Genomic DNA, 24,364 nt, shown 5'->3' on the forward strand with positions numbered 1-24,364 from the left:
GACTGATTTCTGCTTTATATTTCATCAAACAAAGAAATAACAGTCATCTGCATGGAGAGCCACAATGAAAACTGTCACCGAATGGTTTGATGAGTACAGCGAAAGTCACCAGAATCCGACCAACAAAGCGATTCATTGGGTCTGCGTCCCAGCAATTCTGTTTTCAATTATTGGAATTATTGCCCAGTTCAATGCCATGCTCACCGCTCTGATCATTGTTCTGACCCTGGTATTTTATGCCCGTATGGATATTGTACTTGCCGTTGCAATGGCGGCTCTGCTTTTTGTTATGGCCTGGCTGATCATCATTCTGCCGGTTGGAAAAGGGTTTTATCTGGGACTTTTTGTCGTGGCATGGATCGGGCAGTTTTATGGTCACAAAGTTGAAGGTAAAAAGCCATCATTCTTTAAAGACCTCCAGTTCCTCCTGATTGGCCCTGTATGGTGCATGGATGCATATTTAGCCAAAGTACTACCGAACTGGAAAACACGCCAGAAAGAAGCGTTTTAACGCAAATAAACAGCAAGGGCAGATTTTCATGACATTCTGCCCTTCTGTGAGTTTATTTCAATTCAATTCTGCTCAGGATAATGCAAAATTCAGCGTGTAAAAACACAACAGACTAAGTGCCAGACTCCATAAAATTTTGCGGATGAACAAAGCAAAAATAATAGTACAGACAGCAGCAATAAAATAAGGATCCAGTGGAATCTGTCTGAACTGTCCTTCATTAAAAAATACAATCGGAGCGCAGATCGCTGTCAGTAAACAGGGGGCAGAATATTTCAACATCTGTTCAAAAACATGCGGTAAACGGATGGCAACCTTGGGTTCCAGAAAAAAATAACGGTTCGCAAAGACAATCAGTGCAAGTGTCAGCAATAAAAACCAGCTCATTGATCCTGCCCCTCTTTCGGCTGTTTTTCCTTTATAACTTCAGGTTGTATCTGAGCTGAGTTATTTTTATTGAACAGCTTAGCAGTCAGTGCAGCACTTGCCATACCAGTCAAACCTGCCAGTACTGTGCCCGAGTCCATCTGTAAATATTTAAAAACCAGACAACTGATCAGTGTCACTACAACCCCGACAACCGTGGCAACATTTTTAATTAATGGCACAATAATCAGAATGAACACGGCAACAATAGAAAAATCCAGGTGCAGACTTTCCAGATCAGGAATAGCATTTGCCAGTACAATCCCCATCAGACTGAACAGACACCAGCTCAGATAAAAGCACAGTCCTGCCCCAAACAGATAGGCAAAAGTCCGTGGCTGACTTTTAGCCATCCCGACAGCAAAGAGTTCATCCGTAAGCAGAAAACCTATGCCCAGTCGCTTTCCTAAGGAAAAGTGCTGCACATCTGAACGAAAACTCAGTGCATAAATCAGGTGCTGAGTGGTTAAAAAGAAAATCGTGATGATGATTGTGATTGCAGAAGCATCAGACATGACCAGACCTAAACTGACCAACTGAGCCGCCCCTGCAAAAATAACCGAGGACATGGCAAACGATTGAGCAAAACTCAGTCCAGCATTGACCGCCATGGAACCTGCCAGGATTCCCCACGGCAAAACAGCTATGGATAAGGGTAAAATATCAAGTGCCCCCTGTCTGAATGCTTTAAATGGCTGGTGCTCAGGAGAGGAGAAATTTGATGAATAAGAAGTATGATCGGTCATATCAACAATGATGCACTCGATTGTTACACTGAATGAGCTTCAGTCTGCATCATCCATTGTTTTTCCGCTTGTACAAAATTGCTGTTTTGATATAGCCGCTTAAAAATACCGCCTTTTATCAAGCTTTCAAGGCATCAGGATTCAGATGTGTCAGATATTGCGATGGCGTTACGCCCACTGCTTTTTTAAAATGACGGTTGAAATGGCTCTGATCTGAAAATCCCAGATGCTGTGCAGTCAAAGCAATTCCCTGCCCCTGTTTCAGCAGTTTCTGGGCTTTGTGCAAGCGCACCTGGATCAGCCATGCATGGGGTGGTAAACCTGTATGCTTTTTAAATTCTCTTAAAAAGTGCCAGGGACTTAGTGAAACATATTCAGCAAGCTCGGTCAGACTGAAATTCCGCTCAGGGAAATTCCGTATCAGCTCTTTGACCACTTCTATTTTTCGCTGAGCCTCAGCTAAAATCCTGGGACTGGGTTTTGCTCTTGCATGACGGTGAATTAAGACTGCAAGTGTGGACAGATACATACTTTCCTTCAGCAGAGCATTATCTTTTTGTTCAAATAAATCAAACAGCAAACTCAACTGTTGTGAAAGCCCAACATCATGGATGACCGCATCTGGAAACCACGGCACTGTATTTTTATGAGTGAAAAAATCCTGGCTGATATCCAGCAACATTTCAGGTGTAGGATAAATTGCACGATATTTCCAACCGGTTTCCACTGCCGAAGAACCTGTATGAATTTCATCAGCATTGACCAAAATAATGTCGCCTTTGGGTGCAGTGTGCAAAGCACCTGAACGAAAGAAACTTTGGGCGCCATCTTCAATAATGCCGATGCAGTAGCCTTCATGTACATGCCTTGAAAACTGTTTCTGACGGTACTGTGCTTTAAGCAGCTCCAGACCACCCAGTTCCTGTAAATGCAGGAAATCCACCTGTTCAAACGGAACGCTCATATCTGCCTTTGCTTCAAATGGTTCAGCACACTGAAATAAATCATGACGGGAAAAACAGAATCTGTATAGAACAAAATTGCGTTCTGAAAAATCAGGTGATCTGAATCACCCACCCAATGTTTACTGATAGGTCAGGCCATTATGCTTCAGCCAGCCATCTTCATGACGCTTCTGAGGATCATGATGCGTCCAGTGAATCACCCCACCCTGATGACTGTATTCATATTCACCAAAAAATTCGACTGTATCGCCTTTCTTTAAGTTTTCAATACGCGGGGCCAGATCAATATTATGTGCAACCAGCACAGTTAAGCCATTATCCAGTTTTAAAATAAACTTCTGATGCCTTGAACCTTCATTATCATCGCGTAAAACAGCTTTGACCGTTCCTGCCGACTGCACCTGTACATTGCTGAGTTTTCGCTGAAAAGACTGTTGAATGACCTGTGAGCCATGACGGTTCTGACTGCTGTTCTGTTGATACTGATGCTGTGTTTGCTGATCCTGATCTTTTTTATTCTGCTGCTCTGTTCGTTGTTCAGTCTGCACCTGTTCCAGCTGCTTCGTCTCAGTACGACTGTCCTGCGATGAATGCTGTTCTGACTGATCTGTCGGCTGATTCAGATCAATACCGAAATAAGCAGCCACCAGCAGTGCAATCGTTGCACCAATACCCAGATGTGTTTTATTTGCCATAACTACAGATACAATATCAATTTTATATTGAGCATTATAGAAGCTCAGTCATATTTGTCCGTATGGTTTTTTAATTTTCATACAAAAAACCCCTCTAAAAGAGGGGTTTTTCAATTTCACTGAAACAGTAAAATTATTGTGCAGCAGCAGCCTGAGCAGCAGCAACTTCATCAGCGAAGCTCATTTCTGCTTTTTTCTCAATACCTTCACCTACTTCGAAGCGAACGAACTGAGCAACATTTGTTGCAGTTGCTTTAAGAACGTCAGCAACTTTCTTGTCGTTGTCGATTACGTACATTTGACGTTCAAGAACAACTTCGTTCAGGTATTTTTCAACCGAACCAGATACCATTTTTTCAACGATGTTTGCTGGCTTGCCAGATTCAATTGCTTTAGCTTCAGCAATTTCTTTCTCTTTAGCAACAAGTTCAGCAGAAACGCCTTCAGCTGTAACAGCAACAGGATTGAACGCAGCAACGTGCATTGCAATACCTTTACCAGTTTCAGCAGAACCTGTGTAAGAAACAACAACACCAATTTTTAAACCGTGTTTGTAAACAGCAAGGTTTTCACCTTCAACGATTGCAGCACGACGAACCTGGATGTTTTCACCGATTTTTTGAACAAGTGCAATACGCGCTTCTTCAACAGTGTGGCCATCAGCAAGTTTAAGTTCTGCAATTTTAGCAGCATCAATTTCGTTTGCAGCAAGTGCAGCAGCAGCAACCTGTGCAGAGAAACCAGCAAAGTTTTCGTCTTTAGCAACGAAGTCAGTCTGACAGTTTACTTCAAGAAGAATAGCTTTATTGCCTTCCTGAGCAATTGTGATCGCGCCGTCAGCAGCAATGTTACCTGCTTTTTTAGCAGCTTTAGCCTGACCTGATTTACGAAGATTATCAATCGCCAATTCAACGTCACCGCCTGCTTCTGTCAATGCTTTTTTGCATTCCATCATAGCAAGACCAGTACGGTCACGTAATTCTTTTACCATGCTCGCAGTAACTGCAGTCATGTTGTTCTCCTAAATACGGTAGAATAATGAATCTGTTGAACAAAAACGGCTCAAACCTGAAATCTGAGCCGTTTTGCTTGATTGACGCTTAATTTGCCACTGTTACATGTCGCAAAAATGACAAGTCTGCGTCAAAAACGCATTAAGCTTCTGGAGCTTCTTTCGCAGCTTCTTCGCCTTTAGCCTGAGCATTAGACTGAGTTTGCGCATATTCTTTACCAGCAATAATCGCATCAGCCATAGCAGAAGCATAAAGTGTTACAGCACGGATCGCATCATCGTTACCAGGAATAACGAAATCTACGTTATCTGGGTTAGAGTTTGTATCAACGATACCGATTACAGGAATACCAAGGTTCTTAGCTTCTTTAATTGCAATCGCTTCGTGATCAACGTCGATGATGAACAATGCGTCAGGTAAACCACCCATGTTCTTAACACCGCCAAGACCACGTTCAAGTTTTTCCATTTCACGAGTACGTTCTAAAGCTTCACGTTTAGTAAGCTTAGCAAAAGTACCGTCAGTAGATTGAGTCTGAAGGTCTTTTAAACGGTTGATTGACTGACGAAGAGTTTTCCAGTTAGTCAACATACCACCCAACCAGCGGTGATCTACATATGGCTGACCAGCGCGTTGAGCTTGTTCACGGATAATTGCAGAAGCAGCACGTTTAGTACCAACGAACAATACTTTGTTCTTTTTGCTTGCAAGGTTATTAACAAAGTTCAGAGCATCGTTTAACGCAGGAACAGTGTGCTCAAGGTTAATGATGTGAATTTTGTTACGCGCACCAAAAATATACTGACGCATTTTTGGGTTCCAGAAACGAGTCTGGTGACCGAAGTGAGCGCCTGCTTGAAGAAGGTCGCGCATGCTTACGTTGTAATCTGCCATTTTCTTTACCTTAAAGTTTGGGTTAGGCCTCCATATATCCGCATTCTCCACCCTTTCAGGCACCCAGAGAAATGTGACGATATATGTGCGGATTTTTTAATACCCTGTTCTATCAAAGTTCATGAAATATATTCACGAAAAAGCATTTGATAAAATGGGCGGCTATTTATACCATAGTCACATACAAATTTCCAAAAGTTTTTAGAGATCATGAACACTACTTACGAAGCTCCACGTCGATTAATTAAAACCCCAGATGAAATTGAAAAAATGCGTGTGGCGGGACGACTGGCGGCAGAAGTGCTGGATATGATCAAACCGCATATCAAACCAGGTGTTTCAACACTTGAACTGGATACGATCTGTCATGACTGGATTGTCAATAAACAGGAAGCCATTCCTGCCTGTTTAGGCTACGGCGCGGCACCAGGTCGTCCTGCTTTTCAGCATGTAATCTGCACATCTGTCAACCACGTGGTCTGTCACGGAATTCCTTCAGAAAGTAAAATTCTGAAAAAAGGCGATATTCTGAATATTGATGTGACTGTCATTAAAGATGGTTACCACGGCGATACCAACATGATGTACATCGTGGGTGGTGAAACGTCCATTCTTGCAGACCGTCTGTGCAAAGTGGCTCAGGAAGCCATGTATCGTGGCATGGAAACGGTGAAACCTGGTTCAACCATTGGTGATATTGGTGCTGCGATTCAGAAATATGTGGAATCTGAACGTTTTGGTGTAGTCCGTGAGTATTGTGGTCACGGGATTGGTACAGTTTTCCATGACGAACCACAGGTTTTACATTATGGTCAGGGCAACAGTGGTATGGTGCTGGAAGAAGGCATGACATTTACTATTGAACCGATGGTCAACGGTGGTGACTGGAAAACCAAACTTCTGGGAGACAAATGGACAGTGGTCACCAAAGATCACAGCCTTTCTGCTCAGTATGAACATACGCTGCTTGTAACAAAGACAGGTGTGGAAGTCCTGACTGCGCGTCCTGAAGAAGACCTGAGCCGTTTCAACAAATAACATATTCATATTTTCATACATAAATCAATGGCTGCTTCGGCAGCCATTTTTTATGCTGCAACTATTTGTACAAAAAATGACAACTGTATATAATTAATTTTCAATAACTCAAATAAATTCATTTCTTTAGATAAATGTAAAATGAATCACAAAAAAGAAATGCAGTAAATAAATAGAATATCCAGGGGAATTCAGGATGAACAAAACCGCATTGTTATGTGTTGCTACAGGCTTAACTACACTGTCTGGAGTTACACAAGCCGCAGATTTATCAAAATACTTCAGCATGGAAGCCAAAGGCTTTAAACGTTTTTCTGTGTCCGCTGGTGCCTTACTCGTGACACCAACAGGTAAAGCCTCGCCTATCCATGCTGGAACTTCCATTTCTGAGGGTTATAAGTCAAAAGTTGGTGATATTAAAGCAAGTACCGTTATTGCAAACCTTGATCCGAACAGAAAGCCAAATTACCTTGTGGAAGGACTGGTCAAAGTCATTGGCATATTTGGTGGCAATGTTTCAAGTGGCTTAAGTGGAGACTCTTATGTTTATGGTCTGTCTGGATGGGATAATCCTGGCACAGGTCTTGAAGCAGATGATGTTTTAACACTGGGTCTGATGAACAGCTATTATTTTACAGACAATATTTCCTTTGAGATGAAAGCCGGGATTCCACCTAAAGTGGATATTAAAGGAAAAGGTCAGATCAATGCACCATTTGCCGCTGTTGCTTCGCCTATGGGCGGACTGCTTGGCAATCTGACTCTTTCAAACAGCTTACCGATCACCAATCTTGAACAGTCAGACACAGCAGCAACAGCACGAGCGTGGACACCCGCTTTTGAGTTTCAGTATCACTTCGGAAAAACGGGCGTCAATAAATTCCGTCCCTATGTTGGTGCTGGGCTCATGTATGCCTACTTTAATGAACTTGAGCTGAATAAAGGTGTTGAACAGGACCTTATTGTTGCTGGTCATATGATTCAGAATATCATCAACAATCAGGCAGGTGCATCCATTGAGAAAAAAGACTCCAATGGTGTTATGAAAGTTGAACTTGAAGCCACTGATGCATTTGCACCTGTGCTCACCGCTGGATTTACCTACGACTTTAATGACAAGTGGTATGCAGTTGCATCAGTGTCATATGCCCATCTTAAAAATGAAAGCACCATCAGCGTCATCAATACCAATACAGGTGTTGAACTGATCAATTCCAAAGCCGAAATTGAAGTGAATCCAATCATGACCTATGCTGGTATTGGCTTCCGTTTTTAATCATCATCAGATTCGATAAATCAAAAGCGGGAATATCTCCCGCTTTTTTTCACAAAATTTCATATCTTTACAAAAAACCTTGTTGTACGTCATACAGTCTTAACAATTCGCTTTATAAATAACCTCCCCTGACCTTTTTATAACTTTTTATACACAAATCATTATCTTATTCATTTTAATAATCAATATTCAAAGAAGAATATCAATGAATGGACATGGAGTCCCAGAAATGAATAAAACACTGATGTGTATAGCCACCTCATCACTGATGAGCCTGCCTGCACTGAGTCATGCAGATTCACCATATTTCAGCTTAAAAGATGGGGATGGTTTTAAACGCTTTTCTGTTTCCGCAGGCTGGTTACATGCGATGCCACAAGGTAAAGCCAATCCTGTAAAAGCCAACACAGCCGTTGCAGGTGGTTCTTATGCTGTGGGTGATGTCAACCTGGATACCGTTTCAAATGCTATTGCTAAAACGCCTGAAGGAGAGAAAGCAAAAGAGAAACTGAATAGTGTTGCCTCTATAGGAAAAATCGTCGGATTAGTTAAAGACAACATCCTGACTGCAGACATGACCGGAAAAGCACAGATTCACAGTCTGGAAAGCTGGGATAATCCAGGTACGGGCATGGAAGCAGAAGATGTAGATACTCTTGGCATTATGATGAATTATAACTTCACTGATAATTTATCACTTGAAATCAAAGCTGGAATACCACCAAAAGTCAACATTAAAGGTAAGGGGCAGATCAGTGCTCCCATTGTTGGTATAGCCACCCCTGAAGGAAATGTTGGTGGTATTCTGGGACCAATTGCCAACCCCTTAATTAATGGTGTTGGGGATATTCCACTTGATGCACAACTTCCAATTACAGATATTTCTCAGGGAGGTAACGCAGCTACTGCAACCGCCTGGTTACCTGCCGCTGAAATTCACTATCAGTTTGGTAAGTCAGGTGTAAATAAATTTCGCCCTTATGTCGGTGTAGGCGTCATGTATGCTTATTTTGATAATGTAAAACTTAATTCGGGTATTAAATCAGATTTGATTACTGCTGGCCATATGATTCAGAATGTTCTGGATGGCAAAGCAGGTGCAGCACTGGAAAAGAAAATATCTTCTGCTGACCCACGCGTTAAAGTAAAAGCTGAAGATGTCTTTGCTCCAATTGCAACTATTGGAGCAACTTATGATATTAATGAAAACTGGTTTGCCGTTGGCTCCGTTTCATATGCAAAAATGAACAGTGATGCAAAAATTACTGTCAGCGATCAGAATACAGGTAAAGAACTGATTAACGCGACTACCAAAATTGATATTGATCCTGTGATTACATATGTAGGTGTTGGCTATCGCTTCTGATATCCGACGTATTCCGTGAAGCGGCCTTGCGCCGCTTTTTTTATTTCAAATCATGTATATAAAATGTAAAAAGTCCTGTTCACCCCCCTTTTTCATCTTTTTCGTCCCCTTATTCCAACTGATTCACTTTGTTTTAATGAACTGCATGAGATTACTCATTAATAAAAAAAATATCAGGACACGGAGTTCCATTGATGAAAAAGTTACTATTATGCGTTGCCGCAACAGGGTCATGTTTAACACCTGTACTCAGTCATGCTGATTCACCATGGTTCAGCCTGAAAGAGGGAAATGGTTTTAAACGCTTTTCAACTTCCGTCGGTTGGCTGCATGTCATGTCTCAGGGCAAAGCCAATCCGTATCAGATTACCACTCCTATTGCTGAAGGTTCAAAAGTTGCGGTGGGTGAAGCCAGTCTGGAATCTGTCAGAAAGTCCATAGATCGCTCTACCCCTGAGGGAGAAAAACAGTACCAGAAATTTGAGAGCATTGTAAAAACTGGTGAGTTTTTAACTCTGATTAAAGATGGAGTTCTACCAGCGAACCTGAGTGGGGAATCCATTATTAATGGACTGTCAGGTTGGACAGCTCAGGGGTCAGGACTGGAACCGGATGATATTGATACGCTTGGAATCATGTCCAAATATCATTTTACAGATAATGTCGCAATTGAAATGAAAGGGGGCTTTCCTCCTAAAGTCGATATTAAGGGTAAAGGTAAAATTATTGCCCCAATGACAGGAACAGCTCTTCCAAGTGGAACTTCAGCATTTTTGGGTCTGGGTAAAATGCCTTTAAAAAATGACATTCTGATCACAGACCTGGATTCATATGATGTTGTTTCCACTGCCCGTGCCTGGACACCTGCATTTGAAATGCACTATCAGTTTGGTAAAACCGGTGTCAATAAATTCCGCCCCTATGTCGGTGCAGGCTTTATGTATGCTTATTTCAGTGAAGTAAAAATGGATAAAGGTGTAAAAAATGATCTGCTTGCTTCCGCACACATGGTACAGAACCTGCTGGATGGAAAAGCTGGAGCTGCACTCGATCATAAAACATCATCGGCAGATCTGAAAGTCAAACTGAAAGCTGATGATGCATTTGCACCAATTGTCACAGCGGGTTTTACTTATGACTTTAAGGAAAACTGGTTTGCAGTTGCTTCTGTGTCTTATGCCAAATTAAGTAATGATGTAACCATTGATGTTATTAATAAAACGACAGGTCAAACCCTGAACCATGCAGAAACCTCCATTGATGTCGATCCTCTGCTGACCTATGTCGGTATTGGCTTCCGTCACTGATCACCTGAGAGCAGATCAAATAATTATAAATATAGCTTCCCCCTCTTCCTTCTCCAGGACGGTTTATACCGTCCTCTTTTTTTCTGATAACTTTAATTTATTGTTGATCAAAGTTTTATTCTGTCGCATCTGTAAATTTATTCTTCTACAATTCACATAAAAGATGCAATGGATTGATCATGACGGCTTCACAGGACGATACTCGTTTTTCTAAACCTCTTATTTATATGCTGATTGGCAGTGCTTTTATTCTGGCATTGTCTTTGGGTATCCGACATGGTTTTGGGCTGTATCTGGTTCCGATGAGCCATGAGTTTTCCTGGAACCATCAGGTATTCAGCCTGGCGATTGCCATGCAGAATCTGCTGTGGGGGGCGGTTCAGCCATTTACTGGTGCACTGGCAGATAAATACGGCAGTAAAATAGTTGTCGCTGTCGGAGGTGCGCTGTACACCATTGGACTGTTACTGATGTCAGTAAGCTCCTCCGCATGGTTACTCGACTTAAGTGCCGGACTGATCATTGGGATGGCGCTGTCTGCAACATCTTTTTCAGTGCTGCTTTCTGCCGTTGGTCGTGCGGCACATCCATCACGGCGTGGTATGGCAATGGGTATTGCCAGTGCAGCAGGCTCATTCGGTCAGTTCATCATGCTGCCAACCACCCTGCTGTTGATTAAAAACTTCGGTTGGTCTTCTGCACTGGTCATCAGTGCAATTTTAGCTGCTCTGATCATACCACTGGCATGGATGCTGAAAGCACCCATGTATACAGATTCCAACTCAAAACAGGTCAGTCATAAGCCTGCTTTAAGCTTTAAACAGATTCTAAAAATTGCTTTTTCACATAAGCCTTTTATATGGCTGGCACTGGGTTTTTTAGTTTGCGGTTTTCAGGTGGTTTTTCTGGGTATTCATTTACCAGGATACCTGATCGATCACGGCTTTGATGCATCCACAGGTACAGTTTTCCTGGCTTTGGTCGGTCTGTTTAATATTGTGGGAACATACAGTGCGGGCTTTTTAGGGGATAAATTTTCCAAACCTCACCTGCTCATGTGGCTGTATGGGCTTCGTGGTATTGCGATCATTGCCTTTCTCGCATTGCCATTAACCACCTGGTCGGTTTATATTTTTGGAACAGTCATGGGGCTGTTATGGCTGTCTACTGTCCCTCTGACCAATGGTATAGTCGCCAATATGTTTGGTGTTAAATATCTGACCATGCTCAGTGGAATCGTGTTTTTCACCCATCAGGTCGGTTCATTTTTTGGCGGATGGCTGGGCGGTCTGAATCATGATATAACAGGAAATTACAACATGATCTGGGCATGCTCCATTGTCCTGAGTGCTTTTGGTGTACTGGTTCATTTCTTTGTCAATGAAAAGGCTGTCGTCGATGACTGATTCTGAAAACACACTGCCATGGCTGAAACTGGGGTTATGGACAGGATTGATGATCTGCATAGCTCTGTCTGCGCTACTTTGGCTGAATACGCCTGATCTGTTTGAATATTTTAATATGGCGTTTTGTGCGCATTAAAATTAATGCTCCAGCAAAAGTCAAAAAAAATCATTGATGGTATTCATATTTAACAGTGTAAAGTACCTTCTCCCTTTGGGGGAAGGTTAGGATGAAGGGACGTTCATTACAAGAACCCATCCAATTGATGAACCATTTTCATCAGAAGTTTATTCAATCATAATCATTCAACTTTTTTTAGCTGGACACTGATTTTCCATCTGCTTTAAATCCAGTACCTTAAACTGCTCAATCAGATGCTCAAGTAAAAAACGCACTGAAGGCATCATGCCCTGTCGGGACGTATAAACAATATAGATCACTCCCTTTGGCAAAGACCATTCGGGCAATATTTCCTGTACCTGTCCACTGATCAGTTCATCTTTCACATAGACTTTGGGTAAGGATGCGATTCCCACACCTTTCATCACCGCTGCTTTCATCGCAGAAAAATTGTCCGTTTTTAAACGGGGATGAAACTCAATGTCATGGTAAACATTTTTCTGCTCAGGGCTCTGAAACAGCCAGACCTGTTTTGCTCCATGAAACCCAATACTGGGCAATGCCGACAGATCAGCAAAACTTTCGGGTTGTTTATAGCGGTTCAACAACTCAGGTACAGCCACCAGTACATGTTCCCAGGCATCCAGTTCACGGATAATCAGTTCACTGTCTTCAGGGGGCGTATTGCACACCCGCAAAGCCAGATCCACTCCTTCTTCAATCAGATCCACCCGCCGGTTGGTCGCCAGCAACTGAACTTCCACTCCGGTATATTTCTGCATATATTCAGCGATCATATCGCCCACTGGCATATTGACCAGTGCCACTGGACATGAAATACGCACTAAGCCCGAAGGTTCATCAGTCAATGAACTCTGAATGAAATTTTCAGCTTGATCCACATCATTCAATATTTTCAAACAGTGCTGATAAAACTGCTGACCAATCTCAGTGACAGCAAATTTTCGGGTATTGCGCTGAATTAAACGGACACCTAAACGCCCTTCCAGTTCTGTTATACGACGGGACAGTTTGGATTTAGTAATGCCCAGTGTTTCACTGGCTTTGGTAAAACCCTGATATTTAACAACCTGAACAAAATAATAATAGTCATTTAAATTCTGCATGATTGTTCCATTTTTAGAAAATACTGTTGTACGCGTAACGCTTTATTCTGTCGTTTATACCTCAATTAACTGAGTAAGGTGAAATATAAATTTTGAGGAAGATACAATGAAAACAATTGAAAAAGTATATACCAGCAACCGCAGTACCTGGGTCGGTGACGGCTTCCCGACCAACTCCATGCTACCCATGGAAGAAATGGGTAATGCCACCAGTCCATTGCTGGTCATGGGTTATACCGAAAGCTATCCGTTCAGCCCAGCCACTCATCAGCGTGGTGTAGGGATGCATCCTCACCGCGGTTTTGAAACTGTGACCATTGTCTTTGAAGGTGAACTGGAACATCAGGATTCCAGAGGCAACAGCGGTAAGATTGGTAAAAATGAAGTGCAGTGGATGACTGCAGGTCGAGGTATTTTACATGCAGAACACCATTCGAAAGACTTTGCTCAGCGTGGTGGAAGCCTGGATATGATCCAGCTTTGGGTCAATCTGCCAGCCCATGCCAAAATGACTGAACCCCGTTATCAGGAACTGACCGAAGCCAGTATTCCTGAGATTGAACTCACCGATGGGCATGGTTCAGTGCGGGTTATTTCAGGAAATTACATCCATGCGAACCGTACTGTTAAAGGTCCTGCCAGAACGTTCAGCCCCATCAATCTGCTGGACGTGAAGTTAAATGCAGAAAAGTCTGAAATGTTTCATTTCAATCCTGCATGGAACAGCATTATTTTTATGTTGAGTGGTCAGGTTAAAATTGATGGTCAGAACTTTCATCACCTGCAAACAGTTTATTTAACCCATGAAGTTGATGCAGTCAGTATTGAGTGTACTGAAGATGCCAGACTGTTGATTGTGAGTGGTGAACCATTAAATGAGCCCATCGCAGCCCATGGTCCATTTGTAATGAACACCGAAGCTGAGATTCAACAAGCATTTGTAGATTTTCAAAATGGTCTGTTTGCTTAATCCAACCAGGGAGCTAAAGCTGATTCAGCTCCTTTTTTATTGCTTTGGTAGATTGTTTTTCGATGAGTTTTATAATGATAAACATATCGTTCATTGAGATTTGTGCAAATACAGAACACGGCTATATTCATCCAATGAAGTGTTCATATGCGATGATATAATTTTGAATTTCACCATAAGCGTCATGGATTCAGACCATGATATTGCCCAGCTGACAGCGCTTCTTGATGAGCTTGGCTACCCTGTTTCTGTCGAAAAGCTGCAAAAAAGATTAAAGATTATTGCTCATGAACCTCATTATTTTACTTTCGTTGCCTGTGACGCACAAAAAGTGATTGGTTTCATGGGATGTATCAAACAATATGCATGGCAATATGATGGCTTTTTACTCAGAATAGAAGCATTGATTATTAAACAGGAATACCGTAATCAAGGTTTAGGACATCAGTTTCTAAGTTTTATGGAAAACTTTGCACACGAACATGCAATCCATCAGATCATTTTAAACAGTGGCAATCGACCTGAAAGACAAGCTGCTCATGCTTTTTATCTACAAAATGGTTTTAGCATCAGCTCAACAGGTTTTAGTAAAAAAATAGATTGATCAAGACAACAATCGTTTTCTTAAGATTCTCAATTATTTTTAATCCATTGCCACCACAACTGTTTCCCCATTTTTCTGATCCAGCTGAATATGCTGCAACTCACAATAACGACCAATCATTTCAGCCAGATCAGGCGAATGGCTCGTCACCCAGAGCTGAGTATACTGACTTGCTTCCGCAATCAGCATGGCAAGTGCAGGTAACAGATCAGGATGTAAACTGTTTTCAGGTTCATTCAGTGCCATAAAGACTGGTGGCCGTGGACTGAGCAACGCCACTGCCAGACACAGAAAACGTAATGTCCCATCTGAAAATTCTGCACTTTCAAGTGGTCTTAATATTCCCTCACGCTTCATCATCATCTGAAAACGCCCACCCAGTTCTTCGACATAAAACTGTGCAGTGGGAAAGGCTTTTTCCAGGACAGCATATAATGATTCAGTCTGCCCGCGTTCACGCAGCGTTTCAAAAGCCGCTGCCAGATTCGCACCATCATGCGCCAGAACAGGTGAACGTATCCCGACTTGTGGCACACGCATGGGAGAATGTGCGCTGACCGAAAACTCGTGATAAAAACGCCAGTTTTTCATGGTTTCCCGTACCTGCGACACTTCGGGATACAGATGTGGATCGGACAGCTGCCCAAAAATGGAATCTTCCTGTGTCAGTGTCATCGGATAGCTGATCCGTTCATTTTCAACATTTTTCAAAAATGCAGCTTGATTGATACGTTCCATCAGCTGACTCATACGACGACGCTGATAACCACTGAGCCAGATATTTTCTTTTTTCACCAAGGGATCTAAAGCAAACAGACTGATCAATGGCTCAGGAAAACCTATTTCCATCTGGTAGTCATAATGCTGCATTTCAACTGATAAAATCATCCGCTTCGGATCTTTCGCCCTGTCCCCAGCCCGATGACCACCTGCCCACATGACTTTCTGAATACCCCCTTCTTCTGCAATCGCCTGTGACAGCCGTCCATTGGCAGCCTCATGCAACAAGCGCACTGCTTTGTAGAGATTGGACTTTCCACAACCGTTTGCACCACTGATGATATTCAGCTGTTTTAAAGCTAAGTTCAGATTACGGACAGAACGGAAGCCCTGAATCGTGACAGACTGGATGGTCATGTAAATTGTCCAAATGTGGCATATAACAGGAATTTCACCTAGGTTTTAACGGTTCACGATATAAAACTCAAGATGCGAAACGTACAAATTTTTGCTCAACAACTTGATTACCCCATTGTTGTCCTTCCACTTCTTCAACCAATTGAAAACCAAAACGTTCATAGAGTTTTCGTGCAGCATTTAAACCTTTAAATGTCCAGAGATGTATTTCCCTGAACTGCTGTTCATCACAATGTTCTATTGCCTGTTGCAGTAACTGATGCCCTACTCCATGACCACGACAACCATCATCCAGAATAAACCATCTTAAATGTGCAATATTTCCGCCCAGATCCTGCCCATCAATCGCAACTGAACCCACGATGCGCTGATTCAGTTTTGCAGTCCATATCTGATTTACAGCATGTTCCAGACGTCCTGAAAATTCAGCGATACCATGCGCCACCAGACTTTCAAAATACTGACCAAAATTTGAGGTTTGCGAATAGTACTGCGCATGCATTTCAGTAATACGTCCAATCATACCTGCCTGATAACCTGTACAAATTTCAATGGAATGATGTTGCTGTGAATGTGCCTGAGTCCGGTATTGCTTTAATGCGACCGCATAGGCTTGTAAGCCTTGTGCTACGGACTGTTGCAAGCCAGGATTCAGGTATTGCAATGCGGCACTCACTTGCATTTTTCCAAAATCATGAATCTGTGCAACCGTCTCCCGTCCTTTTTCAGTCAACTTTAAATATTTTACCCGTGCATCTTCTTCTGCAATGCTTTCCTGTAATTCACCTGCCTGCAATAATTTCGCGATCATTCGACTGATGCTTGATTTTTCCAGACCTAAAAACTGTGCCAATTGTGCCGATGTGACCTGTTGTTTTTCATCAATTTCAATCAATGCATGCACAGCGGATGCGGAATAATCCGTTGCAGCCAGGGTACTTTGCATAAAACCCAGCTCACGCACCATTTCACGAGAGGCCTGGCGTATATCGGCAATAATTTTGTCCTTAGATTCCAATGTGAATACCATTAGTTGTGCAATACAACCATATTCTCACAAGAAGTTGTGCTATGCAACTATTGGCAATAAAAAAACCCGCAAGCCTGAACTTACGGGTTAAATAAAACGGTATCAGAACAAACGGTTCATACCGTTCAATGTCGCTACACGATACGCTTCTGCCATAGTCGGATAGTTAAATGTCGTTTCCACAAAATACTTGATCGTATTGTTTCCACTCTGCATCACGGCTTGACCAATATGGATAATTTCCGCTGCATTGTTACCAAAACAATGGACACCCAGTAATTCCAGAGTATCACGATGGAACAGGATTTTAAGCTCACCCACTGTATCACCGGTAATCTGTGCACGTGCCAGATGACGGAAAGATGCCTGACCCACTTCATACGGAATTTTTTCTTCAGTCAGCTGACTTTCAGTTTTACCGAAGAATGAAATTTCTGGAATGGTATAAATACCTGTCGGAATATCTTTAACCGGTTTCACATCCAGTTCGCCAGACATGTTTGAACCCGCACAGCGTCCCTGGTCATAAGCCGCCGAAGCCAGAGATGGCCAGCCAATCACATCACCTGCTGCGTAGATATTATCCACTTCAGTCTGATACTGATCATTAACTGAAAGCTGACCACGGCTGTTTGGGGTAATGCCGACATTTTCCAGACCTAAGCCGTCAGTATTTCCTGAACGCCCGTTACACCACAGAATTGCATCTGCTTTAATTTTTTTACCGCTTTGCAGGTGCATCACGACGTGATCATCAAAAGTTTCCAGATGATCAATCTGTTCATTATGGCGAATCAGTACGCCCTGTTCACGTAAGTGATAAGACAGTGCATCGGCAATTTCATCATCCAGATAGCTCAGAAGCTGATGTTGGGTGTTGATGAGATCAACTTTATGATCCAGACCAATGAAAATGGATGCATATTCACAACCAATCACGCCCGCGCCATAAATAATGATTTTATGAATTGTGAAATCCAGATCCAGAATTTTGTCTGAATCAAAAACACGCGGATGATTAAAGTCCAGTCCCTGAGGATGGTAAGGACGGCTACCTGTAGCCACAACCATCTGACCGAAACCTAAAGTTTCCTTAATGCCATCTTCACCGAAAATATGAACGGTATTTTTGTCCTGGATATAGGCACGACCATGATATACATCAATATTGTTACGGTCATAAAAACGTGAATGCGTATCGACCTGTTGCTGAATCACCTTGTGTGCATTACGCAGCACCTGTTTCATGGTGAACTGCTTCCAGTCGCCCACTTTTTTGAACATCGGATCACGCTGATAACGGATAATGCTTGATACCGTCTGACGCAGTGCCTTACTTGGAATGGTACCTACATGCGTACAGTTACCACCGAGCTGCTCACGGATATCTACAATCGCAACACGTTTGCCCGATTTTGCCAGCTTCATTGCCGCGCCTTCACCAGCAGGACCAGAGCCAAGTACGACTGCATCGTATTTCACATAATTTCCGCTGACGACTTCTTTCTTACGTGGCATTCAAAGCTCCTTATACAAAATTCTATCTATATATCTGCGGTATTATGACCTAAGTTATGCCATTTTGCTGTATTTAGTCAGCATATATTATGTGATAGCCACATTTAGGAAATGAATAGTGTTTTTACCCCATCATTTCCCATTTCGGCTATAATAAGTGGAAATATCCCCCGTCAAAAACAGTGGAAAAGTTGAATATGTCAGAGAACCGTAAACCTGAACAGGGTGTTAAATTGCGTGGTGCCGAAAAAGTTGCACGTATTCCTGTAAAAGTTATTCCAACGGTTGAAACGCCTCGAAAGCCAGACTGGATTCGTGTCAAAATGGCTGCGCCTGATGAAGTTCAACGCATTAAAACCACCTTACGTGCACAAAAATTACATACCGTCTGTGAAGAAGCAGCCTGCCCAAACCTGCCTGAATGTTTTGGTGGCGGTACTGCAACCTTTATGATCATGGGTGATATCTGTACCCGTCGCTGCCCTTTCTGCGATGTTGCACATGGTCGTCCAAATGCGCTTGATCCTGATGAACCGCGTCACATGGCAGAAACCATTGCCAACCTTGGTTTAAAATATGCTGTGATTACGTCTGTTGACCGTGATGACCTCATGGATGGTGGCGCACAGCACTTTGTGGACTGTATTAAAGAAGCCCGTTCACTCAGCCCTAAAACGTTGCTGGAAATTTTAGTTCCTGACTTCCGTGGTCGTATGGATATTGCACTGCGCATCATGACGGAATGTCCACCGGATGTATTTAACCACAATATTGAAACTGTACCTCGCCTGTATAAAGCCATGCGCCCAGGTTCAGATTATCAGCACTCTTTAAATCTTCTGAAAATGTTTAAAGAATACTGCCCTGATGTGCCAACCAAATGTGGTCTGATGGTGGGTATTGGTGAAACTGAAGAAGAAGTGATCGCTCTGCTGGATGATCTGCATGCTCATGGTGTGGACTACGTGACGATTGGTCAGTATCTGCAACCCTCTAAAGAGCATGCGCCAATTGACCGTTTTGTAACGCCAGAAGAGTTTGAGCGTTATACCGAACATGGTCAGAAACTGGGTTTCCGCAATATCTGGGCTGCGCCTATGGTGCGTTCAAGTTATTTTGCTGACCGTCAGTACTATGGAGAACCCGTTCCTGCGGTACGCCGTAAAACTGATCCTGCAAAGAAAATTGCTGTTCAGACCATTGAAGCCTAAGCAGGCTGAATATCTTAGACTCTAAGATAAAGTGCCACTAAAGCTAAGTTAAGCCAGGAAGTAAAATGCGACAGCATTTTACTTCCATACCAACCAAATCAAAGTTGTACCATTCACTGTTTCCATTTCTCATAAGAAGAAAAATATCAGATTTATACTTTTATTGCGTAAGAGTTTTTCCACACCTCATATTGCTCTCAAGCTGATCCCCCTGCTATCTGTCACTCCTTTTAGACATTGCCTGATTCGACTTTAAGTGAAACAATGAAATTTCATATAAAAAAGCCTAACTTGTCTAAGTCAGGCACTTTATAAATTTCAAATTATTGAAATTACTTAAATAACACAATACCTTGCGTATAAGGTGTATTATGTTAATTTTAGGAATAATAAATAAATTGGGTATCTAACATATGCATAATTATTGGTCTTCCACTCCTTAATTTATAAATGAAAAAAAATGGAGAATTTATTTTTGTTTGCAATCATGCTTTAGAAGAAGATGCACAAGTTTCTATGAGCATCCAATACAACCTTTCAAGAGTTAAATTTACTCGATCACAATTACCATCTCATCTTTCTAAATGTCGAATTATTTATGATATTAGAGGACAACTGATAGACAACTATGTACAGGAAAAAATAGTTAATCAATTAAGCTTAGTCGCATCTGTGGAGTTTAAAGAATAATAGGGTTACAAGTCATCGTCTGCTGCGAGAATGAAAATGAAATAATTAAATCCTTGAAAGATATTGTTGATTCTTATGAAGGTTTTTTTATAGATAAAAATTTATTTGGCTTATCAATTCCAACGAATATTCTTGATTTGGTTCGTGAGAATAATATTTGAACCGCACTTGAACGTTTTGATGTATATGACCTATGGTCTGGTAACTGGCATTATAAAAAATCATCCATTTAACTTATGTTTACCTAAAGCCTAGTTCACATTTAAAATTATATTTAATTATCAATAATTTAAAAACATTTATTAAGCCCCAAAAAGCGACTTGGAAACATGTCGCTTTTTTGAGTATTTTGAAACAAAAAATGGCTTTGGGGTTTCATCCCTTACGACACATCCGCTGTAAAACTCACCACCTTTTCCAGCTTCATTTGATTAGTCACAACCATCAACAAACGATCAATCCCCAAGGCTATCCCAGAACATTCAGGCATATTTGGCAAGGCTACGAGTAGATACTCATCTATCGGCATCACATGCAAGCCTAATTTTTCACGCTCTGCATTATCCGCTTCAAAACGCCCACGTAAAACATCAGCGTCAATCAATTCATCATAAGCATTAGCAAGCTCCAATCCTTCGATATACAACTCAAAACGTGCCGCAACCAGTTCACTATCTTCATCTATACGGGTTTTAGCCAGTGACGCCATTTCAGGTGGAAAATCGGTTAAAAATACGGGGGTATCAAAACCTAAACTTGGCTCAACCATGTGAGAGAATAAAAGGTCGATATAACCCAAACGATCATCGCCCAGATCCAGATTTAAACCGACACGGTGACAGGCATCTTTTAACTCTTTTAAAGTCGCTTGCAATGGATTTAAATCCAGACGATCCATAAAGGCATGTTTATAACTCAAAACTGTTGGACGAACTTCACCAAAACGATCGACTAGAACTACATTGAGTAAATCTGTCACTTCCAGCATCAAATCTTTCAATGAAAATGCAGGTCGATACCATTCCAGCATAGTGAATTCACTGTTGTGCTTACGCCCATGCTCATCATCACGGAATACTTTACAGATCTGGTAAATCGCCCCACTGCCACTCGCAAGCAAACGCTTCATGGCAAATTCAGGAGAGGTCTGCAAATAATGGGTTTGTTTTTTGCCTTTTACATGTCTCTGTGCCTGCACAGAAGCCAGATGCACATCGGTCACGCCTGCTTGCGAAAGTACAGGCGTTTCCACCTCTAAAACATTACGTTCCGCAAAAAACTGACGAAGCTGTGCATACATTTTTGCACGAGCTTTTAAAGCTTTTAAATCACAGGTCGGCTGATAATTTACAGATTCACTCATGCTTTAGGACCTCCGTGCGCTGCCCATTCACGGCGTAAAGGATAGGTTTTTCTTAAATGATCAAATGCTTTCTGATCTACTTTGCCATCCTTTAAACACTCGCGCAGATTAAAATCATCATTGGAAATATCATAAATTTCAGACAAATGATGCTTCAAGGTTTGTTTAATGCTGTTTCCATAAAAATATTGGGCACATGCAGGAAGTTGTGACTCAAACTTTTTATGCGCAGGATAATCAAAAGTTTTGCAAAAGGCTTCATAGATCATTTGTGTCCCACGTGCCTTACCTTCCAGGCTGTAGCCTGCAATATGTGGTGTGACAATGGTAATTAAATCAAGTAAGCGCTGTGAAATCTCAGGTTCATGTTCAAAAACATCGAGTACGACTTTACGTTTTGTCTGAAGAATATCCTGAATTAAAGCAGCTTCCTCAACCACAGCACCACGTGCTGAATTTATCAAAATCGTCTCAGGCTTCATCATTGTCAGAGTTTCAGCATTGATCAAATGATAAGTTGGGTATTCACCCTCATGTGTTAATGGAACATGTGTTGTAATTGCATCTGAGTTTTTTAATAATTCTTCCAGTTCGACCTGGTGAATATTCTCGCGCTGTACAAATGGATCATAGCCAATGACGTTCCAGCCCAAAAGCTGAGCCATATAAGCTAAACGTGAACCGACATTTCCAAGACCAATAATTCCTAAAGTGAATTGTTTTCCTTGATCTAAAAATTCAGGGTCGATATGTAATAATACAGTAATCACATATTCTGCAACCGCCTGAGCATTACATCCTGCTGCATTTGACCAGGCAATCTGCTGTTTTTCCAATGCAGATATATCCAGATGATCTGTGCCTATAGTGGCACTGCCAACAAATTTTAATTGTGTCTTTTCAATCAGTTGATTATTTACTTTTGTGACTGAACGTACCAATAATGCTTCTGCATCATGGACATCTTTTTGAGTCAGTGTCCGCCCTGCTGCCTGATGAATATTGCCAAATTCCGCAAAAAAATACTCGGTAAAAGCCAGATTTTCATCAGCCACAATTTTCATATCTGTCTTCCAGTCTATATTCGGGTTTATCATACCGCTAAGCGGAAATAAACTCTATGACTCGACTATAGGTAGACCAGTTTAATGCCTGATTACGCATCATTTTTCGAATCTCATACTTATAGCAAGAGTAAATTAAAGAACTTCGAACTGAATTCTGCGATTCTTTTTACGCCCATCCGGTGTCGTGTTATCAGCAACCGGCTGAGCAGCTCCGACCCCAACCGTACTTAAACGCACAGCTGCTATATCTTTGGATATCAGATATATTTTCACTGTATTGGCACGTTCAAGACTCAGCTGATTGTTTTTCTGTAGATTTCCCGAACTGTCTGTGTGCCCAGTAATTCGAATATTTTTATTCTGTACACGATTTAAAGCCATTGCCATTTCATTCAGGATCTGCATGCCTGATTCAGTTAATATGGCACTTCCAGACTCAAATTCCACAATTCTGTCTGCAAGTGCATCATCCACAATTTTTTGCTCCCCTTCCTGAACCGAAAGAGCTGTTTTTAACAGATAGGGACTTTGCAACTGAGACTGCACAGCAGAAGTCACAGGAAGAATATCATGCTGCGTCTGTACTTTGCCTGAAAGCTCAAGCTGAGTTCCCTGCACTGTCAGTTTGCCCTGACTGACTTTTTTCAGTTCAGGTTGAATGACACGACTTACAGACTCAGTCCAGCCCACAGGTGTACTGACCCTGGATTTAACCTGAATGCGGTCAACGACCTGTTCACCATAAACAGCTCTGGCTTTCTGTAAAATAGATTGCTTTGTCATTTCATCTGCAACCACACCTGAAATAATGACAGGTTGAGCAGCCATTGAAGTGCCTGTGATCCCTAAAAAAGAGACCAGGATTAAAATCATACTGTTAATTAAATTGATCAGACTCATATTTGTTCTTCTATAAAATACTGACGGAATAATTTTAAAGCCTGAGTCAGACTCAACTGTCGCTCATTCAGTGACTGTTCCAATGCTGCCAGACCTGCATTCTGCTCAATATAAGCGTCAATCCATGCTGATTCAGCGATTGAAATCCATCGCTCATTCTGCAAATCCTGGATCAGAATATCGCTGAGAACAGTAATATCTGCCCCCTGAAAGCCAAATAACATGATCGGCTCATCAGCATGAATAATTCCCGACAGTAACTCAGCATCCTGACCTGCCAGAAACATGGTAATCAGACTGCACCAGAATGCTGCGGCTTCATGCACGTACATTGCATTCAATCCAGGGCAGTAAAGTACTTTTTTCAGGCGTCCTGTACCATATTTCTGAACAGGCTGCAGCAGCAGTCCAAGTGCAAGCATATGCTGAACCAGTGTAGTGACCTGCATTTTCAGTAAATCTGCAAATGAATACAGAGTATGCTGTTCATAAAAATTTCTGACCTTGAAATCTGTATAAGCCGTAATTTCCTTACTTATTTTACTCAGTTTATTCAACAGCATATCCGGGTCTTTAATACTTCTCAGAATACGGTTTTTCTGATAGAGCTCCATCAGTACCGGCTTATACTGGAACAGTGACCATTGCAGATTCTCCCAGGGATTCTGCACATTCAGTAAATGTCCAATAACCATGGGAAACTGACGCCCTGAACTGTCCTCACTCGCGATCAGATTGGCGATCAAAAACATTTCATCCTCAGGATTGGCGATAAAAAAATCCACTGATGGCAAATGCTTATAAGCCTGCGTAAATAAGGGCATCGTCATGGCTGTTTCCAAAGACTCTGTTAACCACAGATCCAGTACCTGAACCAGTGCTGACTGACCTTTTGATTTCAGGAAATCCCCCCATGCCGGACTTTTTCCAAAATACAGAGGTAATGATTTTAACTGCTGCATTGCCGAATGCCCTGTCAGTGTTTC

The 24,364-nt window shown here is 41.9% G+C and carries 24 protein-coding genes; 10 read left to right on the forward strand and 14 right to left on the reverse strand.

Going from position 1 to position 24,364, the window contains the following annotated elements:
• Nucleotides 1-64: 64 nt before the first annotated feature.
• A complete protein-coding gene (locus tag CDG60_RS12455) occupies nucleotides 65-511 on the forward strand; it encodes an Mpo1 family 2-hydroxy fatty acid dioxygenase (RefSeq protein ID WP_087511791.1) in 447 nt (148 codons plus the stop codon).
• Nucleotides 512-583: 72 nt separating this feature from the next.
• Here the strand turns inward: CDG60_RS12455 and CDG60_RS12460 are convergent, their stop codons facing one another.
• The 6 genes from CDG60_RS12460 to rpsB form a co-directional block, all read right to left on the reverse strand.
• Nucleotides 584-898, reverse strand: a complete 315-nt coding sequence (locus tag CDG60_RS12460) for a branched-chain amino acid transport AzlD family protein (protein ID WP_087511792.1) — start codon at nucleotides 896-898, stop codon at nucleotides 584-586.
• Entirely contained in the window at nucleotides 895-1,683 is a 789-nt protein-coding gene (locus CDG60_RS12465; protein WP_087511793.1) for an AzlC family ABC transporter permease, read from the reverse strand. The genes CDG60_RS12460 and CDG60_RS12465 overlap by 4 nt, the downstream gene beginning before the upstream one ends.
• Before the next feature lie 118 nt (nucleotides 1,684-1,801).
• Nucleotides 1,802-2,647 carry an AraC family transcriptional regulator gene (locus tag CDG60_RS12470; RefSeq protein ID WP_087511794.1) on the reverse strand — a complete coding sequence of 282 codons (846 nt, stop codon included), beginning with the start codon at nucleotides 2,645-2,647 and terminating at the stop codon, nucleotides 1,802-1,804.
• 120 nt (nucleotides 2,648-2,767) lie between these two features.
• A complete protein-coding gene (locus CDG60_RS12475; protein ID WP_087511795.1) occupies nucleotides 2,768-3,343 on the reverse strand; it encodes a DUF3465 domain-containing protein in 576 nt (191 codons plus the stop codon).
• A 133-nt stretch (nucleotides 3,344-3,476) separates the two neighbouring features.
• Nucleotides 3,477-4,355: a translation elongation factor Ts gene (gene tsf / locus CDG60_RS12480; protein ID WP_087511796.1), complete on the reverse strand. Its 879-nt coding sequence runs from the start codon at nucleotides 4,353-4,355 to the stop codon at nucleotides 3,477-3,479.
• Nucleotides 4,356-4,497: 142 nt separating this feature from the next.
• On the reverse strand, nucleotides 4,498-5,250 hold the full coding sequence (gene rpsB / locus CDG60_RS12485; RefSeq protein WP_087511797.1) for a 30S ribosomal protein S2: 753 nt from the start codon (nucleotides 5,248-5,250) through the stop codon (nucleotides 4,498-4,500).
• Nucleotides 5,251-5,460: 210 nt separating this feature from the next.
• Between rpsB and map the strand changes: the two genes are divergently transcribed.
• The 5 genes from map to CDG60_RS12510 all read left to right on the forward strand — a co-directional run bounded on the left by map (nucleotide 5,461) and on the right by CDG60_RS12510 (nucleotide 11,643).
• Complete coding sequence (map, locus tag CDG60_RS12490; protein ID WP_087511798.1) at nucleotides 5,461-6,288, forward strand: type I methionyl aminopeptidase; 828 nt, start codon at nucleotides 5,461-5,463, stop codon at nucleotides 6,286-6,288.
• A 196-nt stretch (nucleotides 6,289-6,484) separates the two neighbouring features.
• Nucleotides 6,485-7,564, forward strand: coding sequence for an OmpW/AlkL family protein (locus CDG60_RS12495; protein ID WP_087511799.1), 1,080 nt, complete (start codon nucleotides 6,485-6,487; stop codon nucleotides 7,562-7,564).
• A 229-nt stretch (nucleotides 7,565-7,793) separates the two neighbouring features.
• Nucleotides 7,794-8,930, forward strand: a complete 1,137-nt coding sequence (locus tag CDG60_RS12500; RefSeq protein WP_087511970.1) for an OmpW/AlkL family protein — start codon at nucleotides 7,794-7,796, stop codon at nucleotides 8,928-8,930.
• A 194-nt stretch (nucleotides 8,931-9,124) separates the two neighbouring features.
• On the forward strand, nucleotides 9,125-10,237 hold the full coding sequence (locus tag CDG60_RS12505) for an OmpW/AlkL family protein (RefSeq protein ID WP_087511800.1): 1,113 nt from the start codon (nucleotides 9,125-9,127) through the stop codon (nucleotides 10,235-10,237).
• Between the two features lie 179 nt (nucleotides 10,238-10,416).
• Nucleotides 10,417-11,643, forward strand: a complete 1,227-nt coding sequence (locus tag CDG60_RS12510) for an MFS transporter (protein WP_087511801.1) — start codon at nucleotides 10,417-10,419, stop codon at nucleotides 11,641-11,643.
• Nucleotides 11,644-11,946: 303 nt separating this feature from the next.
• Here the strand turns inward: CDG60_RS12510 and CDG60_RS12515 are convergent, their stop codons facing one another.
• Nucleotides 11,947-12,888, reverse strand: a complete 942-nt coding sequence (locus CDG60_RS12515) for a LysR substrate-binding domain-containing protein (RefSeq protein ID WP_087511802.1) — start codon at nucleotides 12,886-12,888, stop codon at nucleotides 11,947-11,949.
• A 106-nt stretch (nucleotides 12,889-12,994) separates the two neighbouring features.
• Here CDG60_RS12515 and CDG60_RS12520 point away from each other — a divergent pair, with 106 nt between their 5' ends.
• Both CDG60_RS12520 and CDG60_RS12525 read left to right on the forward strand, forming a co-directional pair.
• Complete coding sequence (locus tag CDG60_RS12520; protein WP_087511803.1) at nucleotides 12,995-13,858, forward strand: pirin family protein; 864 nt, start codon at nucleotides 12,995-12,997, stop codon at nucleotides 13,856-13,858.
• Nucleotides 13,859-14,042: 184 nt separating this feature from the next.
• Nucleotides 14,043-14,462, forward strand: coding sequence for a GNAT family N-acetyltransferase (locus CDG60_RS12525; protein WP_087511804.1), 420 nt, complete (start codon nucleotides 14,043-14,045; stop codon nucleotides 14,460-14,462).
• Between the two features lie 39 nt (nucleotides 14,463-14,501).
• On the opposite strand, the gene CDG60_RS12530 is transcribed toward CDG60_RS12525, so the two are convergent.
• From CDG60_RS12530 to sthA, 3 genes are all read right to left on the reverse strand, one after another.
• Nucleotides 14,502-15,599, reverse strand: a complete 1,098-nt coding sequence (locus CDG60_RS12530; protein WP_087511805.1) for an AAA family ATPase — start codon at nucleotides 15,597-15,599, stop codon at nucleotides 14,502-14,504.
• 67 nt (nucleotides 15,600-15,666) lie between these two features.
• Nucleotides 15,667-16,629, reverse strand: coding sequence for a bifunctional helix-turn-helix transcriptional regulator/GNAT family N-acetyltransferase (locus CDG60_RS12535; RefSeq protein ID WP_087511806.1), 963 nt, complete (start codon nucleotides 16,627-16,629; stop codon nucleotides 15,667-15,669).
• A gap of 102 nt (nucleotides 16,630-16,731) precedes the next feature.
• Nucleotides 16,732-18,147 carry a Si-specific NAD(P)(+) transhydrogenase gene (sthA, locus tag CDG60_RS12540; protein WP_087511807.1) on the reverse strand — a complete coding sequence of 472 codons (1,416 nt, stop codon included), beginning with the start codon at nucleotides 18,145-18,147 and terminating at the stop codon, nucleotides 16,732-16,734.
• 197 nt (nucleotides 18,148-18,344) lie between these two features.
• Between sthA and lipA the strand changes: the two genes are divergently transcribed.
• Nucleotides 18,345-19,358, forward strand: coding sequence for a lipoyl synthase (gene lipA, locus CDG60_RS12545; protein WP_087511808.1), 1,014 nt, complete (start codon nucleotides 18,345-18,347; stop codon nucleotides 19,356-19,358).
• 450 nt (nucleotides 19,359-19,808) lie between these two features.
• A complete protein-coding gene (locus tag CDG60_RS12550) occupies nucleotides 19,809-20,048 on the forward strand; it encodes a hypothetical protein (protein WP_227542880.1) in 240 nt (79 codons plus the stop codon).
• Nucleotides 20,049-20,430: 382 nt separating this feature from the next.
• Here the strand turns inward: CDG60_RS12550 and epmA are convergent, their stop codons facing one another.
• From epmA to tagF, 4 genes are all read right to left on the reverse strand, one after another.
• Nucleotides 20,431-21,411, reverse strand: coding sequence for an EF-P lysine aminoacylase EpmA (gene epmA / locus CDG60_RS12560; protein WP_087511809.1), 981 nt, complete (start codon nucleotides 21,409-21,411; stop codon nucleotides 20,431-20,433).
• The gene (locus CDG60_RS12565) at nucleotides 21,408-22,475 is read right to left on the reverse strand and encodes a 4-phosphoerythronate dehydrogenase (protein WP_087511810.1); all 1,068 of its coding nucleotides are present in this window, start codon (nucleotides 22,473-22,475) and stop codon (nucleotides 21,408-21,410) included. Before CDG60_RS12565 ends, epmA begins: the two co-directional genes overlap by 4 nt.
• A 135-nt stretch (nucleotides 22,476-22,610) precedes the next feature.
• Complete coding sequence (locus CDG60_RS12570; RefSeq protein WP_087511811.1) at nucleotides 22,611-23,378, reverse strand: OmpA family protein; 768 nt, start codon at nucleotides 23,376-23,378, stop codon at nucleotides 22,611-22,613.
• The gene (tagF, locus tag CDG60_RS12575) at nucleotides 23,375-24,340 is read right to left on the reverse strand and encodes a type VI secretion system-associated protein TagF (protein WP_087511971.1); all 966 of its coding nucleotides are present in this window, start codon (nucleotides 24,338-24,340) and stop codon (nucleotides 23,375-23,377) included. Before tagF ends, CDG60_RS12570 begins: the two co-directional genes overlap by 4 nt.
• Nucleotides 24,341-24,364: the final 24 nt, after the last annotated feature.

This window comes from Acinetobacter chinensis (assembly GCF_002165375.2).
Taxonomy (GTDB): domain Bacteria; phylum Pseudomonadota; class Gammaproteobacteria; order Pseudomonadales; family Moraxellaceae; genus Acinetobacter; species Acinetobacter chinensis.